This is a genomic window from Streptomyces sp. NPDC014656, from assembly GCF_043084305.1.
In the GTDB taxonomy this organism is placed as follows: Bacteria; Actinomycetota; Actinomycetes; order Streptomycetales; family Streptomycetaceae; genus Streptomyces.
On record NZ_JBIBZN010000002.1, the window covers coordinates 42,108 to 57,044 of the forward strand.

Annotated in this window: 12 protein-coding genes; 2 read left to right on the forward strand and 10 right to left on the reverse strand. The window is 73.3% G+C overall.

Features of this window, described 5'->3' with window-relative positions; genetic code table 11:
• Nucleotides 1-220 precede the first annotated feature (220 nt).
• Nucleotides 221-2,335, forward strand: coding sequence for a serine/threonine protein kinase (locus ACF1ED_RS04090; RefSeq protein ID WP_391756845.1), 2,115 nt, complete (start codon nucleotides 221-223; stop codon nucleotides 2,333-2,335).
• A gap of 76 nt (nucleotides 2,336-2,411) precedes the next feature.
• On the opposite strand, the gene gatB is transcribed toward ACF1ED_RS04090, so the two are convergent.
• The 9 genes from gatB to ACF1ED_RS04135 all read right to left on the reverse strand — a co-directional run bounded on the left by gatB (nucleotide 2,412) and on the right by ACF1ED_RS04135 (nucleotide 13,039).
• Nucleotides 2,412-3,923, reverse strand: a complete 1,512-nt coding sequence (gatB, locus tag ACF1ED_RS04095) for an Asp-tRNA(Asn)/Glu-tRNA(Gln) amidotransferase subunit GatB (RefSeq protein ID WP_391756846.1) — start codon at nucleotides 3,921-3,923, stop codon at nucleotides 2,412-2,414.
• 16 nt (nucleotides 3,924-3,939) lie between these two features.
• A complete protein-coding gene (locus tag ACF1ED_RS04100) occupies nucleotides 3,940-4,185 on the reverse strand; it encodes a hypothetical protein (protein WP_391756847.1) in 246 nt (81 codons plus the stop codon).
• Nucleotides 4,182-5,675 (reverse strand): Asp-tRNA(Asn)/Glu-tRNA(Gln) amidotransferase subunit GatA, encoded by a 1,494-nt coding sequence (gene gatA, locus ACF1ED_RS04105; protein ID WP_391756848.1) that lies wholly within the window; start codon nucleotides 5,673-5,675, stop codon nucleotides 4,182-4,184. Before gatA ends, ACF1ED_RS04100 begins: the two co-directional genes overlap by 4 nt.
• A 2-nt stretch (nucleotides 5,676-5,677) precedes the next feature.
• Nucleotides 5,678-5,974 (reverse strand): Asp-tRNA(Asn)/Glu-tRNA(Gln) amidotransferase subunit GatC, encoded by a 297-nt coding sequence (gatC, locus tag ACF1ED_RS04110; protein WP_030750846.1) that lies wholly within the window; start codon nucleotides 5,972-5,974, stop codon nucleotides 5,678-5,680.
• A 144-nt stretch (nucleotides 5,975-6,118) separates the two neighbouring features.
• Entirely contained in the window at nucleotides 6,119-8,230 is a 2,112-nt protein-coding gene (locus ACF1ED_RS04115) for a putative bifunctional diguanylate cyclase/phosphodiesterase (protein ID WP_391756849.1), read from the reverse strand.
• Between the two features lie 323 nt (nucleotides 8,231-8,553).
• The gene (gene ligA / locus ACF1ED_RS04120) at nucleotides 8,554-10,755 is read right to left on the reverse strand and encodes an NAD-dependent DNA ligase LigA (RefSeq protein WP_391756850.1); all 2,202 of its coding nucleotides are present in this window, start codon (nucleotides 10,753-10,755) and stop codon (nucleotides 8,554-8,556) included.
• 33 nt (nucleotides 10,756-10,788) lie between these two features.
• A complete protein-coding gene (locus ACF1ED_RS04125) occupies nucleotides 10,789-11,787 on the reverse strand; it encodes a methionine synthase (RefSeq protein ID WP_391756851.1) in 999 nt (332 codons plus the stop codon).
• 6 nt (nucleotides 11,788-11,793) lie between these two features.
• Complete coding sequence (locus tag ACF1ED_RS04130; RefSeq protein ID WP_391756852.1) at nucleotides 11,794-12,492, reverse strand: SDR family oxidoreductase; 699 nt, start codon at nucleotides 12,490-12,492, stop codon at nucleotides 11,794-11,796.
• A gap of 7 nt (nucleotides 12,493-12,499) precedes the next feature.
• Nucleotides 12,500-13,039: a TIGR00730 family Rossman fold protein gene (locus ACF1ED_RS04135; protein WP_391756853.1), complete on the reverse strand. Its 540-nt coding sequence runs from the start codon at nucleotides 13,037-13,039 to the stop codon at nucleotides 12,500-12,502.
• Nucleotides 13,040-13,157: 118 nt separating this feature from the next.
• On the opposite strand from ACF1ED_RS04135, the gene ACF1ED_RS04140 reads away from it, so the two are divergent.
• Nucleotides 13,158-13,745, forward strand: coding sequence for an alpha/beta fold hydrolase (locus tag ACF1ED_RS04140; RefSeq protein WP_391756854.1), 588 nt, complete (start codon nucleotides 13,158-13,160; stop codon nucleotides 13,743-13,745).
• A gap of 15 nt (nucleotides 13,746-13,760) precedes the next feature.
• Here ACF1ED_RS04140 and mnmA read toward each other — a convergent pair whose 3' ends face one another.
• Nucleotides 13,761-14,891 (reverse strand): tRNA 2-thiouridine(34) synthase MnmA, encoded by a 1,131-nt coding sequence (mnmA, locus tag ACF1ED_RS04145; RefSeq protein WP_391756855.1) that lies wholly within the window; start codon nucleotides 14,889-14,891, stop codon nucleotides 13,761-13,763.
• Between the last annotated feature and the right edge of the window lie 46 nt (nucleotides 14,892-14,937).

The following is a 14,937-nucleotide window of genomic DNA, read 5'->3' on the forward strand; positions in this document are numbered from 1 at the left end:
CCCCGGCAGGACGTTCCCCGATCCGGCCGACGACGCCTCCGCCTCCTGGCCGCGGCACCGACGGCCGCCCGGGCCCCCGCCTCGCGGAAGCGACGGACGCCCCCTGTCTCCGGCCGGACGACCAGGTGGTTTCACTTCTCGCGGACGAGGGTTCCTCGGTTGACCCCGACTCCCCCCTGGCGGCAAGCTGACCCCCTGTCATTCACTGTGCCTTGGGGGAATGTTGAGCAAGTCGGCACACCACATCGGACCTGATTCCGCACCTGACCGCTACCGGCTGCTCCGCTCCATCGGACGCGGCGGCGAGGCGGTGCTCTATCTCGCGGAGATCGAGCTCGCGGGCGGCACCGAGCCGGTCGTCGTCAAGGTCCTCGACTCGAAGACGACGATCACACCGGAGATCTTCGAGCGGGTCAGCCGCAAGTGGAACGAGCAGGCCGAGCTGCTGCGCTTCGTCAGCCGCCCCGGCGTCGTGGGCGTGCGCGAGCACTTCCAGGGCCCGCCCATCCACGCGCCCGGCGAGTCCGGCACCCTCACGGGCCGGGCCCTCGTCCTCGTCATGAACCACGTGGACGGCCTCGACCTGCGCGACTGGCGCGCCGAGCGGACGCTGGCCACCCCCGCCGAGCGGCGCGAGGTCATGCGGACGCTGGAGCAGCTCGCCGACGTCCTCGACTGGCTGCACTCCGGCAAGGCCACGCCGTCCGGCCGGACCGTCGTCCACGGCGACCTCTCGCCCGGCAACGTGATGGTCGACCAGCACGGCCAGGCCACCCTCGTCGACTTCGGCCTCAGCAAGCTGACCGCCGACCACCAGACCGCCGAGGTGTGGTTCACCCCCGGGTACGCGGCGCCGGAGATCTTCGAGGGCAAGCGGACCCCGGCCACCGACCGGTACGCCTTCGGGGCCATCACCTACTTCCTGCTGAGCGGCCAGTCCCCGCCGGCCTCGCCCGAGCAGCTCGCGGCGGCCTTCGGCGCCGTGCCGCAGATCGCCGCGCTGTCCGAGGACCAGCGCCGGAAGGTGCTGGCCATCGCGGCGGCCGACGCCGACAAGCGCCCGCTGCTGCTCTCCTCGTGGGTCAAGGAGGTCCGGCACGGGGTGGTGTCCACCACGACCACCTCCCGGCCGGCGACCCCGCAGGACGCGGTCCCGCCCCGCCCTGACGGCGCCCCGGCCGTGCCGCCGCCGCCGCTGCCCTCGGCGCTGCCCGTGACGCCCCCGGCGAAGCCGGCCGGGGCGCCGTCCGCCGCGCCCCAGGACGCCGCCCCCCAGGACGCCGTGCCCCAGCCCTCCGCGCCCCAGGCGGCACCGACGCTCCCGCCGGCCCAGCCGCCGGCCCCCGCGCCGACGCCCACGCCGGTGCCGGTGCCGGTGGAACAGCCCGCTCCGGCGCCCGCTCCGGTCCCGGGGCCCGCCGCCGGGACTCCCCCGGCCGGCTTCGGCGCGCCCGCACCGGTCCCGCCCGCCCCCGTCTCGTACGACGCCGGCCAGGGCCCGTACGGTCCGCCGACCGCCGGGACGCCGGCGTACGGCGGGCCGGGCTACGGCGGCCAGGGCTACGGCCCGCCCACGGCCGGGATGCCCACCGTCGGCGGGCCCGGCGGACCGACCGGCCCCCAGCAGCCGCAGCAGCCCGAACGGCGCAAGCGCCGCAAGGGGCCGCTGATCGGCGCCGTCGCCGGGGTCCTTGTGGTCGCCGTCCTCGCGGTGGCCGGGATCAAGCTGCTCGGCGACCGCGAGGCGAAGGACGCCAAGAACAACCGGGCCACCGCGCCCGTCAGCGGCTCCGCCTCGCCGGCCGCCGAGTCCCCCACCGGTGAGCCGACCACCGAGGAGACCACCGAGGCGCCCACGGAGGAGCCCAGCACCGAGGCCCCGACGGAGGAGCCGAGCGGAAGCGGCAGCCCGTCGCTCGACCCCGGCTCGGTGCCCGACAGCAAGCAGGCGGACCTGACCAGCCTCACCCCGATCGACACCCTCGACGGGTTCACGGTGACCTCCGCCGCCACGCTCAACGCGAAGGACTACGGCTCCGCCTTCGTGGCCGGCTGCTCCAACGAGTCGTACATGGAGTTCAACCTCGGCCGGGCGTGGGAGACGCTGGAGTTCACCGCGGGCATCGACGACGACTCCCCGACCGAGGAGGCGCGGATCTCCATCTCCGTGGACGACCAGCCCGCCCCCTTCGCGCAGGCGGTGTCGCTCGGCAAGCCGGTCTTCAAGAGCATGTCGGTCAAGGGCGCCCTGCGTCTGCGGATCCGCGTCGAGGACACGTGCAGCTACTCGCAGGAGGCGCTCGTGGTCATCGCCGCCCCGGTGCTCAAGCGGTAGCCCGTACCGCGCGAGAGCGGCCCCGCACCGGACAACTCCGGTGCGGGGCCGCTCTCTTTCCCGTAGGGGACCGGGGTCAGCCCTCGCTGACGCCCAGCCTCTCCAGGATCAGGTCCTTGACCTTCGCCGCGTCGGCCTGGCCACGGGTGGCCTTCATGACCGCGCCGACCAGCGCACCGACCGCCGCGACCTTGCCGCCGCGGATCTTGTCGGCGATGGCCGCGTTGCCCGCGATGGCCTCGTCCACGGCCGCGCCGAGCGCGCCGTCGTCGGAGACGACCTTCAGACCGCGCTTCTCGACGACCTCGTCCGGGGCGCCCTCGCCGGCGAGGACGCCCTCGATGACCTGGCGGGCCAGCTTGTCGTTGAGGTCGCCGCCGGCCACCAGGGCCGAGACCCGGGCCACGTCCGCCGGGGTGATGGGCAGCTCCTCCAGGGAGACGCCCTTCTCGTTGGCGTTGCGGGCCAGCTCGCCCATCCACCACTTGCGGGCCGAGGCCGCGTCCGCGCCCGCCTCGATCGTGGCGACGATCGGGTCGACCGCGCCGGCGTTGAGGATGGACTGCATCTCCTGCTCGGAGACGCCCCACTCCTCGCGCAGCCGGTTGCGGCGCACCCGCGGCAGCTCGGGCAGGCCCTTGCGCAGCTCCTCGACCCACTCGCGGGCCGGGGCGACCGGGACCAGGTCCGGCTCCGGGAAGTAGCGGTAGTCCTCGGCGTTGTCCTTGATGCGGCCCGAGGTGGTGGAGCCGTCGTCCTCGTGGAAGTGACGGGTCTCCTGCACGATCGTGCCGCCGGACTCCAGGACCGCCGCGTGGCGCTGGATCTCGAAGCGCGCCGCCCGCTCCACGGAGCGGAGCGAGTTCACGTTCTTCGTCTCCGAGCGGGTGCCGAAGGTCTTGGTGCCGTTCGGACGCAGCGACAGGTTCACGTCGCAGCGCATCTGGCCCTTGTCCATGCGCGCCTCGGAGACGCCCAGGGCCCGGATCAGCTCGCGCAGCTCGGCGACGTACGCCTTGGCGACCTCGGGGGCCCGCTCGCCCGCGCCCTCGATCGGCTTGGTGACGATCTCGATGAGCGGGATGCCGGCCCGGTTGTAGTCGAGCAGCGAGTGCGAGGCGCCGTGGATGCGGCCGGTCGCGCCACCGATGTGGGTGGACTTGCCGGTGTCCTCCTCCATGTGGGCGCGCTCGATCTCCACGCGGAAGACCTCGCCGTCCTCCAGCTGGACGTCCAGGTAGCCGTTGAAGGCGATCGGCTCGTCGTACTGGGAGGTCTGGAAGTTCTTCGGCATGTCCGGATAGAAGTAGTTCTTCCGGGCGAAGCGGCACCACTCGGCGATCTCGCAGTGCAGCGCGAGGCCGATCTTGATGGCGGACTCGACGCCGATCTCGTTCACGACCGGCAGCGCGCCGGGCAGGCCGAGACAGGTCGGGCAGGTCTGCGCGTTGGGTTCGGCGCCCAGCTCGGTCGAGCAGCCGCAGAACATCTTGGTCTTCGTGCCGAGCTCGACATGGACCTCCAGGCCCATGACGGGGTCGTACGAGGCCAGTGCCGCCTCGTACGACAGCAGTTCAGTGACAGTCACGGTGGAACTTTCCCTCTCAGCCCAGCAGGACGTCGTCGTCGCCGAGGCGCTTCAGCTCGCGGTACAGGATCGCGAGGCCGGTGACGATGGCGGCGGCGGACACGACGGCGTCGACGAGCTTCAGCGTGTCGTGCTCGGCGCGCGCCTTCTTGACCTGCTTCATCACGGTGAAGGCGCCGAAGGCGGTGGTGCCCATGGACAGGTACGTACCGGTCTTGGACTTCTTGAAGCCCTTGGCCTTCTGCAGTGCACTGGTACTCACAGCGACGGAGCCTCCTCGATCAGCGGGTGGCCCCACTTTTCCACGAAGGCGGCCTCGACGGCGGCACCGACCTTGTAGAGCCGGTCGTCCTGCATGGCGGGGGCGATGATCTGCAGCCCGACCGGGAGGCCGTCCTCCGGCGCCAGGCCGCAGGGCAGCGACATGGCGGCGTTTCCGGCCAGGTTGGTCGGGATGGTGCACAGGTCCGCGAGGTACATCGCCATCGGGTCGTCGGCGCGCTCGCCGATCGGGAAGGCGGTGGTCGGCGTCGTCGGGGAGACGATCACGTCGACCTGCTCGAAGGCCTTCTCGAACTCGCGGGTGATGAGGGTGCGGACCTTCTGGGCCGAGCCGAACCACGCGTCGTAGTAGCCGGAGCTGAGCGCGTACGTGCCGAGGATGATGCGGCGCTTCACCTCGGGGCCGAAGCCGGCCTCGCGGGTCAGGGCGGTGACGTCCTCGGCGGAGCGGGTGCCGTCGTCGCCGGTGCGCAGGCCGTACCGCAGGCCGTCGAAGCGGGCCAGGTTGGACGAGCACTCGGACGGCGCGATCAGGTAGTACGCCGAGAGGGCCAGGTCGAAGGTCGGGCAGTCCAGCTCGACGACCTCGGCGCCCAGCTCCTTCAGCAGCTCGACGGACTCGTCGAAGCGCTGCATGACGCCGGCCTGGTAGCCCTCGCCGCGGAACTGCTTGACGACGCCGACGCGCATCCCGGCGACCGAGCCGTTGCGGGCGGCCTCGACCACCGGCGGGACCGGCAGGTCGATCGAGGTGGAGTCGAGCGGGTCGTGGCCGGCGATCGCCTCGTGCAGCAGGGCCGCGTCCAGGACCGTGCGGGCGCAGGGGCCGCCCTGGTCGAGGGAGGAGGAGAAGGCCACCATGCCGTAGCGGGAGACCGCGCCGTAGGTCGGCTTGACGCCGACGGTGCCGGTGACGGCGGCGGGCTGGCGGATGGAACCGCCGGTGTCCGTGCCGATGGCCAGCGGGGCCTGGTACGCGGCGAGCGCGGCCGACGAGCCGCCGCCGGAGCCGCCCGGGATCCGGGTCAGGTCCCAGGGGTTGCCGGTCGGGCCGTAGGCGCTGTTCTCGGTGGAGGAGCCCATGGCGAACTCGTCCATGTTGGTCTTGCCGAGGATGACCACGTCGGCCGCCTTGAGCCGCTTGACCAGCGTGGCGTCGTACGGCGGGATCCAGCCCTCCAGCATCTTCGAGCCGACCGTGGTGGGGATGCCCCGGGTCGTGAAGATGTCCTTGAGGGCGAGCGGGACGCCGGCCAGCGGGCCGAGCTTCTCGCCGCGGGCGCGCTTCTCGTCGACGGCGCGGGCCTGCGCGAGCGCGCCCTCGCGGTCGACGTGCAGGAAGGCGTGGACCTTCTCGTCGACGGCGTCGATGCGGGCCAGGTGGGCCTCGGTGACCTCGACCGCGGTCAGCTCGCCGGAAGCGATCTTCGCGGCGATCTCGGCGGCGGTGAGCTTGATGATGTCCGTCATGGTCAGTCCTCCCCCAGGATCTGCGGCACCTTGAAACGCTGCTGTTCCTGGGCGGGGGCGCCGGAGAGCGCCTGCGCGGGGGTGAGCGAAGGACGGACCTCGTCCGCGCGCATGACGTTCGTCAGCGGCAGCGGGTGGGAGGTCGGCGGTACGTCCTGCTCGGCGACCTCGGAGACGCGGGCGACCGCGCCGATGATGTCGTCGAGCTGACCGGCGAAGTGGTCGAGTTCCTCTTCGGCGAGTTCCAGACGCGCCAGCCGAGCGAGGTGTGCGACCTCCTCGCGCGTGATGCCAGGCATGCAGCGATCCTCTGGGGTGAGTCTGATGATGTGGGGCCAATCCTATGGGGCCCGTACCGCTGCCCGTGAAACGGTCGGCCCGGAGAAGTCCCTGAGCGGACCCGGAAGGGTCCGCTCAGGTGGTCCCGCGGCTGTCCTGCGGGTTCACTGCACGACGTGTCCGGGGGCCGGGTCGAGCGCGGTCACGGGGGCCGTGTCGACCGCCCGGCGCCAGCCGTGCTCGCCGCGGGCGCGCAGCCAGGCGGTCGTCTCGGCCGGCGGCATGGCGGCGGAGACCAGCCAGCCCTGCACGGCGTCGCAGCCCAGGTCGCGCAGCCGCTCCCAGGTCTCGTCGTCCTCGACGCCCTCGGCGACGACGAGGAGGCCGAGCGAGTGGGCGAGGTCCACGGTGCAGCGGACGATCTCGGCGTCCTCGGTGTCGACGGCGAGCCGGGCGACGAAGGAGCGGTCGATCTTCAGTTCGCTGACCGGGAGCCGGCGCAGGTGGACAAGGGAGGAGTAGCCGGTGCCGAAGTCGTCCAGGGACATCTTGACGCCGTGGCCGGTGAGGCCGTTGAGGGTGTCGGCGGCGCGCTGGGGGTCCTCCAGGAGGACGTGTTCCGTTATCTCCAGCTGGAGGGAGCCGGCCGGGACGCCGTGACGGGCCAGGCGGGCGGCGACGGCGCCGGCGAAGCCGGGGGTGTGGACGTCGCGCGGCGAGACGTTGACGGCGACGGGCACCTCCAGTCCCTGGGCGCGCCAGCGGGCGACCTGGGCGAGGGCGGTCTCCAGGACGTACTCGGTGAGGTGCGGCATCAGGCCGGAGGACTCGGCGATGGCGATGAACTCGTCCGGTGGAACCTTTCCGCGCTCCGGGTGGACCCAGCGGACGAGGGCTTCGAGGCCGGCCACCTGGCCGTCGAAGCGGACCTTCGGCTGGTAGTGGAGCTCGACCTCGCCGGCGTCGAGCGCGCGGCGCAGGTCGCCGAGGAGGCCGAGGCGGTCGGGGGTGTTGGAGTCGCGCTTGGACTCGTACACCTCGACGCCGGTGCGGTCGCGCTTGGCCTGGTACATGGCGACGTCGGCGCGGCGCAGCAGGCCCTCGGCGTCGCCGGCGTGGTCGGGGTAGACGGCGACGCCGGCGCTGGCCTCCAGGACGAGGGTGAGCCCGTCGAGGTCGAGCGGGGAGGAGAGCTCGGCGACGAGGTGGCGGGCGACCCGCTGGGCGCTGGTGGTGGAGTCGGCGACGGGCAGCAGGACGGCGAACTCGTCGCCGCCGAGCCGGGCGGCCTCGGCGCCGCGGGGCAGGGCGAGGCGGAGCCGGTCGGCGATCTGGAGGAGGAGCCGGTCGCCGGCGAGGTGGCCGAGGGTGTCGTTGACGGAGCGGAAGCGGTCCAGGTCGATGAGGACGAGGGCCGAGCGGGTCTGCTCGCCCTCGGCGTCCTCCAGGGCCGTCCAGGTGCGCTCCAGGAGCCACTGGCGGTTGGGCAGGCCGGTGAGCGGGTCGCGGAGCTGTTCCTCGGCGCGGGCCCGGGCGATCCAGAGGGTGGAGTCGAGGGCGATCAGCGGGATCGCGAAGAGCGGCAGGAGGACGGGGAAGGCGGCGGCGACGACGCAGATCAGCGGGGCGATGCCGAGCAGGGCGACGGCGACGAGCCCCTGCCGGAGCAGGGCGGTGCGGGCGACGGTGGGCAGGCCGCGGCCGGGCGGGGCGAGCGTGTACCACAGCAGCAGGCGGGTCGCGAGGAGGTAGGCCCCGGCGGCGAGGACGATCTCGGGGACGTCGCCGATCGTCCAGTCGAGCGGGTGCCAGGGGCTGTCCACGCCGGGGACGTCGCCGAAGAGGGCGAGGACGAGGGCGGCGGCGCCGACGCCGAGGATGTCGGCCGCGCCGTGCAGCAGGCCCTGCCGCCAGCGGTGCCGGCGGGCGGCGCTGACGAGGACGACGACGGTGAGCGAGACGAGTCCGGCGGGGACCCAGCCGTACAGGAGGAGGACGGCGAGGGTGAGGGCGGCGCCGGAGCCGGTGCCGCCCCACCAGCGCTCGCGGCCGAGGGCGACGAGGTGGCCGACGATGAGGCCGGTGAGGAGGGCGAAGGACCAGCCGGCGACCCCGCCGGGGAAGAGCGGGTGGCCGGTGCTCAGGGCCCGCTGGAGCCCGGTGACGAGCACGGCGGCGGCGGTGCCCACCACCGCGGCGGGCAGGCCGGTGAAGCCCGTGGGGAGCACCCGGCCGCGCGGCCGTGGTACCGGGGCGGCACTCTCGGTCGGTTCCATTCCCGTCCCTCTCGCAGGCGGCGGTGCCGTCGCTGTCCGATGGGCCGCGGTGAGGCGGCCGTGGTGGCGCCCGGCCGCCGGTCGTGCGCCCCGCCGCTTCGGGGGCGGGGCGCACGGCACGGGGCCGTTCGTCCTGTCGCACGGCCGCGCAGAACCCTCGCGCGGCGGTGCGGGACGAGACGCACGGTCACCACACTAGGCCGCCGAGGGCGCCGAGGGGCAGCGCTCTCCCTCTCTTGCCCGAATGCGGCCTGGCCACCCGTAACGATCTGGTATGCGCCGAACGGGTGAACCCCCGGGGTCCGGAGAGGGGTGACCGCGGGTTACTCCTCGATCGGCCGTGCGACCTCGCGGGCGGCCTCGGGACCCTGTTCGAGCAGGATCTTGAAGCCTTCCTCGTCCAGAACCGGAACCTTCAGCTGCATCGCCTTGTCGTACTTGGAGCCCGGGTTCTCCCCCACCACGACGAAGCCCGTCTTTTTGGAAACGGAACCGGTGACCTTGGCTCCGCGGCTCTGGAGAGACTCTTTTGCGCCATCCCGGGTGAACTGCTCCAGGGTGCCGGTCACGACGACCGTCAGGCCCTCCAGCGGACGCGGCCCCTCGTCCTCGCCGGCGCCCTCGTCCTCCAGGGCGACCCCGGCGGCGCGCCACTTCCGCACGATCTCGCGGTGCCACTCCTCGGAGAACCACTGCTTCACGGCGGTGGCGATGATGCCGCCGACGCCGTCGACCGCGGCCAGCTCCTCCTCGGTGGCCTGCTCGATCCGCTCCAGGGAGCGGAACTCGCGGGCCAGCGCCTCGGCGGCGACGGGGCCGACGTGGCGGATGGAGAGGCCGTTGATGAAGCGGGCGAGCGGACGGGCCTTGGCGGCCTCGATGTTCGCCAGCATGGCGAGCGCGTTCTTCTTCGGCTCGCCCTCCTTGTTGGCGAAGACCGTGGCGATCTTCTCCTCGCCGGTCTTCGGGTCCCGCTTGGGCAGCCCGGAGTCGGCGTCGAGGACGTACGCCCTGATCGGCAGCAGCTGCTCGATGGTGAGGTCGAAGAGGTCGCCCTCGTCCCTGAGCGGCGGCTCCGCCGGGGCCAGGGGCTGGGTCAGGGCGGCGGCGGCCACGGCGCCGAACTTCTCGATGTCCAGGCACTGGCGGCCGGCGAGGAACTCGACCCGCTCGCGGAGCTGGGCCGGGCAGGTCCGGGCGTTCGGACAGCGGAGGTCGATGTCGCCCTCCTTCATCGGCTTCAGCTCCGTGCCGCACTCGGGGCAGTCGGCCGGCATCACGAACTCCCGCTCGCCGCCGTCCCGCAGGTCGACGACCGGGCCGAGGATCTCGGGGATGACGTCGCCCGCCTTGCGGAGCACCACGGTGTCGCCGATGAGGACGCCCTTGGCCTTGACGACCTCCTGGTTGTGGAGGGTGGCGAACTCGACCTCGGAGCCGGCCACGGTGACCGGCTCGACCTGGGCGTAGGGGGTGACGCGGCCGGTGCGGCCGACGCCGACCTTGATGTCGACGAGCTTGGTGTTGACCTCCTCCGGCGCGTACTTCCAGGCGATGGCCCAGCGCGGGGCGCGCGCGGTGGAGCCGAGCCGGCCCTGGAGGGGGATCTCGTCGAGCTTGACGACGACGCCGTCGATCTCGTGGGCGACGGAGTGGCGGTTCTCGCCGTAGTACGTGATGAACTCGCGCACCTCGGGCAGGCCGCCGACCACCCTGTTGTGCGTGGAGGTGGGCAGGCCCCACTCGCGCAGCAGGCCGTACGCCTCCGAGAGGCGGGTGATCTCGAAGCCCTCGCGGGCGCCGATGCCGTGGACCACCATGTGGAGCGGGCGGGTGGCGGTGACCTTCGGGTCCTTCTGGCGCAGCGAGCCGGCGGCCGCGTTGCGCGGGTTGGCGAAGGGCTTGTCGCCGGCCTCCACCAGGCGGGCGTTGAGCGCCTCGAAGGCCTCCATCGGGAAGTAGACCTCGCCCCGGACCTCGACGAGCTCCGGGATCCGGTCGCCCTCGAGGCGCTCGGGGACGTCGGCGATCGTGCGCACGTTGGGCGTGATGTCCTCGCCGGCGCGGCCGTCGCCGCGGGTGGCGGCGCGGGTGAGCCGGCCGTGCTCGTAGGTGAGGTTGACGGCGAGGCCGTCGACCTTGAGCTCGCACAGGAAGTGGAAGTCGGGGGTGCCGACGTCCCGGGCGACGCGCTCGGCCCAGGTCGTCAGCTCCTCGTCGTCGAAGGCGTTGTCCAGCGAGAGCATGCGCTCGCGGTGCTCGACGGAGGCGAAGTCCGTCTCGTACTGCCCGGCCACCTTCTGGGTCGGCGAGTCGGGCGTGCGCAGCTCCGGGTACTCCTCCTCCAGCGCCTCCAGGGCGCGCAGGAGCCGGTCGAACTCCGCGTCGCTGACGACCGGCTGGTCCTTCACGTAGTACCGGAAGCGGTGCTCCTCGACCTGCTCGGCCAGTTCGGCGTGCTTCTCCCGTGCCCCGGCGGGCACGACCGCCTCTTCGCCGGGCAGGGCCCCCTGTTCGACTGCCACCTTCGTCCGTCCTCCCGTGCCTTCAGAACCCGGTCACTCTGGGTTGTCCGCGAGCGATCTCGCCGCCCGGGCGCAGTGGGCGAGCGCCGCCCGGGCGTACGCGGGCGAGGCGCCCGCGAGCCCGCAGGTGGGGGTGATGACCACGGACTCGGCGAGAGTCCCCGGATTCAGCCCCAGCCTGCGCCACAGCGTCCTGACACCCATGACGCTACCGCCCGGGTCGGACAATGCCGTGTCGGTGGAGGGCACCACACCGGCGAAGAGCTTCGTGCCGGCCTCCACGGCCTCGCCGATCGGCTCCTCGTCACGTTCGGTGAGCAGCCCGAAGTCGAACGAGACGCCGGCGGCCCCGGCCCTGCGCAGCAGCGCGAAGGGCACGCCGGGGGCGCAGGAGTGGACGGTCACGGGCCCGTCGTGGATGCCGACGACGTCCCGCAGGGTGGCCTCCACGACCTGCCGGTCGACGGCCCGGTGGGTGCGGTAGCCGCTGGCCGTACGGATCTGTCCGAGGAGGACGGCGGTGAGCGAGGGCTCGTCGAGCTGGAGCACGATCCGGGCGCCGGGGACGCGCTTGGCGAGGTCGGCGAGGTGTTCGCGCAGGCCCTCGGCGAGGGAGGCGGCGAGGTCGCGGCAGGCGCCGGGGTCGCCCAGGGCGGCCTCTCCGCCGCGGAGTTCGAGGGCTGCGGCGAGTGTCCACGGGCCGACGGCCTGGACCTTGAGCGGGCCTTCGTACCCCTGGGTGAACTCCTCCAGGGCGTCGAGGTCCTCGCCGAGCCAGGAGCGGGCGCGGCGGGTGTCGCGGCCTGGCCGGTCGCTGATCCGCCAGCCGCTGGGCTCCACGTGCGCGTACAGGTCGACGAGCATCCCGAGGGTGCGGCCGATCATGTCGGCGCCGGGGCCGCGGGCGGGCAGCTCGGCGAGGAAGGGGAAGTCCTCGAAGGAGCCGGTGACGGTCTTGGCGGCCTCGCGGGCGTCGCCGCCGGGCAGGGACCCGACGCCGGTGGCGGGGCCCCACTGGGGGGTGTCGCTCATGGTTCCCTACCGTCCCGGACGGACCGTCAGGTCGTTGACCTCGGCGTCGCGCGGCAGGTCCAGCGCCATCACGATCGTGGTGGCCACGGACTCGGGGTCGATCCACCGCGCGGGGTCGTACTCCTTGCCCTCCTGCTGGTGCACCTTGGCCTGCATGGGGCTGGCGGTGCGGCCGGGGTAGACGGAGGTGACCCGGACGCCGTTCCCGTGCTCCTCGTGGCGCAGCGAGTCGGCGAGGGCCTTGAGGCCGTGCTTGGAGGCGGCGTACGCGCCCCACTCGGCGTGGGCGTTCAGCCCGGCGCCGGAGTTCACGAAGAGGACGTGGCCCTGGGTGAGGCGGAGCTGCGGCAGGAAGTGCCGGGTCAGCTCGGCGGGGGCCACCAGGTTCACGTTCAGCTGGTGGTGCCAGGCCTTGGGCGTCAGCTCCCCCACGGTGCCGAGGTCGACGACGCCGGCGATGTGCAGCAGCGAGTCCACCCGGTCGGGCAGGCTCTGGTGCGAGAAGGCCCAGGAGAGCCGGTCCGGATCCGCGAGGTCCCCCACGAGCGTGCGCGCGCCCGGGAACTCCGCCGCCAGCTCCTTCGCCCGCCCCGCGTCGCGCGCGTGCAGCACGAGTTCGTCCCCGCGCGCGTGCAGCCGCCGCGCGACGGCCGCGCCGATGCCGGAACCGGCCCCGGTGATCACATGAGTAGCCATGGGCACCATGGTCCCATCAGCGGGCGGCGATCTCGCCCTCCAGGTACGTGAGGGCCGCGCGGCCGTCCTCGGCGAAGAAGGCGAGGTCGGTGAGGGGGCGGGGGAGGAAGCCTTCGTCCTCCATGCGCTGGAACTGGGTCTTGAGGCCGTCGTAGAAGCCGGCGGTGTTGAGGATGACGACGGGCTTGGTGTGCTTGGCGTGCTTCTTGAGTTCCAGGATCTCGGTGGCCTCGTCGAGGGTTCCGGTGCCGCCGACCATGACGACGATCGCGTCGGACTTGGCGAGGAGGAGGGCCTTCCGTTCGGCGAGGTCCTTGGTGACGGTCATCTCGTCGGCGTCCGGGCGGGCCTTGGCGGCGAGGAAGTCCACGGAGACGCCGACGAGGCGGCCGCCGGCCTCCTGGACGCCGTCCGCGACGACCTTCATCAGGCCGGTGTCGGAGCCGCCCCACACCAGGGTGTGGCCGGCCTTGCCGAGGAGGCCGGCGAACTCGCGGGCGGGGGCGGTGTAGCGCTCGTCGAGGTCGGCGGCGGAGAGGAAGACGCAGATGTTCATCCCGACACCGTAGGACACGGCTCTTTTCTCCACGGCGCTGACCTGCGGGTTCCAAGATTCTTCGGGAAATCCCGGGCCGCGGCGATGAGTTCCGGCGGGACCGCCGGTCTGCCCTGCCATGGACGAGGTGAAGACGGTCGTGTCGCGGGACGGGACGACGATCGCGTACGCGCGGTACGGGGCGGGGGCGGCGGACGGGCCCGCCGTGGTGCTGGTGGGCGGGGCCCCGGGCACGGGGCACGGGGAGGCGCCGCTGGCCCGGCTGCTGGCCCGGAGCTTCCCCGTGTTCGTGTACGGCCGCCGGGAGCGCGGCGGGAGCGGTGACGCGGTGGAGCGGGAGGTCGAGGACCTGGCGGCGGTGCTCGCGGCGGCGGGTCCCGGCGCGGCGGTGCACGGCAGCGGGGCGGGGGGCGTGCTGGCGCTCGCGGCAGCGGCGGCGGGGCTGCCGGTGGCGGCGGTGACGGTCTTCGAGCCGGAGTACGACGCTCTCGGGGCCCTTCCCGAGGTCCACGCGCGCGTGCTGGTGGTCGACGGGGGCGCGAGTCCCGCGCCGGTGCGGCGGGCGGCCCGGGAGCTGTCGGCGCTGCTGCCCCGGGCCCGGCACCGGACGCTGACGGGCCAGACCCACGAGGTGGCGCCGCACGTGCTGGCGCCGGTCCTCGCGGAGTTCGTGGCGGACGTCGCGGAGTCGGCCGAGCCCGTGTGAGCCGGGCCGCCCCCGCTACGCGGGGGCCGTCTCCGTGCGGCGCACCGTCGTCGCGATCGTCGCGGAACCGACCACGCGGGTGCCGTCGTAGAGGACGATCGCCTGGCCGGGGGCCACGCCCCGGACGGGCTCGTCGAAGGTGACGCGCAGCTCGCCGTCCTCCATCGCGGCGCTCACCGGCGTCTCGCCGCCGTGGGCGCGGAGCTGGGCGGTGTAGCGGCCGGGGCCCTCGGGGGCGGTGCCGCACCAGCGGGGCCTGATCGCGGTGAGGGCGGTGACGTCGAGGGACTCGGCGGGGCCGACCGTGACCGTGTTGTTCACGGGCGAGATGTCGAGGACGTAGCGGGGCTTGCCGTCCGCGGCCGGGTGGCCGATGCGCAGGCCCTTGCGCTGGCCGATGGTGAAGCCGTACGCGCCCTCGTGCGTGCCCAGCTTCGTGCCCGACTCGTCGACGATGTCGCCCTCCGCCCTGCCCAGGCGGGTCGCGAGGAAGCCCTGGGTGTCGCCGTCGGCGATGAAGCAGATGTCGTGGCTGTCGGGCTTCTTGGCGACCGCGAGGCCGCGGCGCTCGGCCTCGGCCCGGATCTCGTCCTTGGTGGTGAGGGTGTCGCCGAGCGGGAAGAGGGCGTGGGCGAGCTGCTGCTCGTCGAGGACGCCGAGCACGTAGGACTGGTCCTTGGCCATGTCGGAGGCGCGGTGCAGCTCGCGGCCGCCGTCCTCGGTGAGGACGACGGTGGCGTAGTGGCCGGTGCAGACGGCGTCGAAGCCGAGGGCGAGCGCCTTGTCGAGCAGGGCGGCGAACTTGATCTTCTCGTTGCAGCGCAGGCACGGGTTGGGCGTGCGGCCGGCCTCGTACTCCGCGACGAAGTCGTCCACGACGTCGGCGCGGAAGCGCTCGGCGAGGTCCCAGACGTAGAAGGGGATGCCGATGACGTCGGCGGCCCGGCGCGCGTCGCGCGAGTCCTCGATCGTGCAGCAGCCGCGGGCTCCGGTGCGGAAGGACTGCGGGTTCGCGGAGAGCGCGAGGTGCACGCCGGTGACGTCGTGCCCGGCTTCGACGGCTCGGGCGGCGGCGACGGCGGAGTCCACTCCGCCCGACATGGCGGCGAGGACGCGGAGGGGGCGCTGGGGCGGGGTCTGAGTCATAGCCCTACCAGGGTACGGGGCGGCGGGAACCGCGTGGCCGGGACCG

Bases quoted from the DNA above. Each gene is read 5' to 3' on its own strand.
- ACF1ED_RS04090 (WP_391756845.1), top strand. From the start codon at position 221: ATGTTGAGCAAGTCGGCACACCACATCGGACCTGATTCCGCACCTGAC.
- gatA (WP_391756848.1), bottom strand. From the start codon at position 5,675: ATGACGGACATCATCAAGCTCACCGCCGCCGAGATCGCCGCGAAGATC.
- gatC (WP_030750846.1), bottom strand. From the start codon at position 5,974: ATGCCTGGCATCACGCGCGAGGAGGTCGCACACCTCGCTCGGCTGGCG.
- ACF1ED_RS04115 (WP_391756849.1), bottom strand. From the start codon at position 8,230: ATGGAACCGACCGAGAGTGCCGCCCCGGTACCACGGCCGCGCGGCCGG.
- ACF1ED_RS04125 (WP_391756851.1), bottom strand. From the start codon at position 11,787: ATGAGCGACACCCCCCAGTGGGGCCCCGCCACCGGCGTCGGGTCCCTG.
- ACF1ED_RS04130 (WP_391756852.1), bottom strand. From the start codon at position 12,492: ATGGTGCCCATGGCTACTCATGTGATCACCGGGGCCGGTTCCGGCATC.
- ACF1ED_RS04135 (WP_391756853.1), bottom strand. From the start codon at position 13,039: ATGAACATCTGCGTCTTCCTCTCCGCCGCCGACCTCGACGAGCGCTAC.
- ACF1ED_RS04140 (WP_391756854.1), top strand. From the start codon at position 13,158: ATGGACGAGGTGAAGACGGTCGTGTCGCGGGACGGGACGACGATCGCG.
- mnmA (WP_391756855.1), bottom strand. From the start codon at position 14,891: ATGACTCAGACCCCGCCCCAGCGCCCCCTCCGCGTCCTCGCCGCCATG.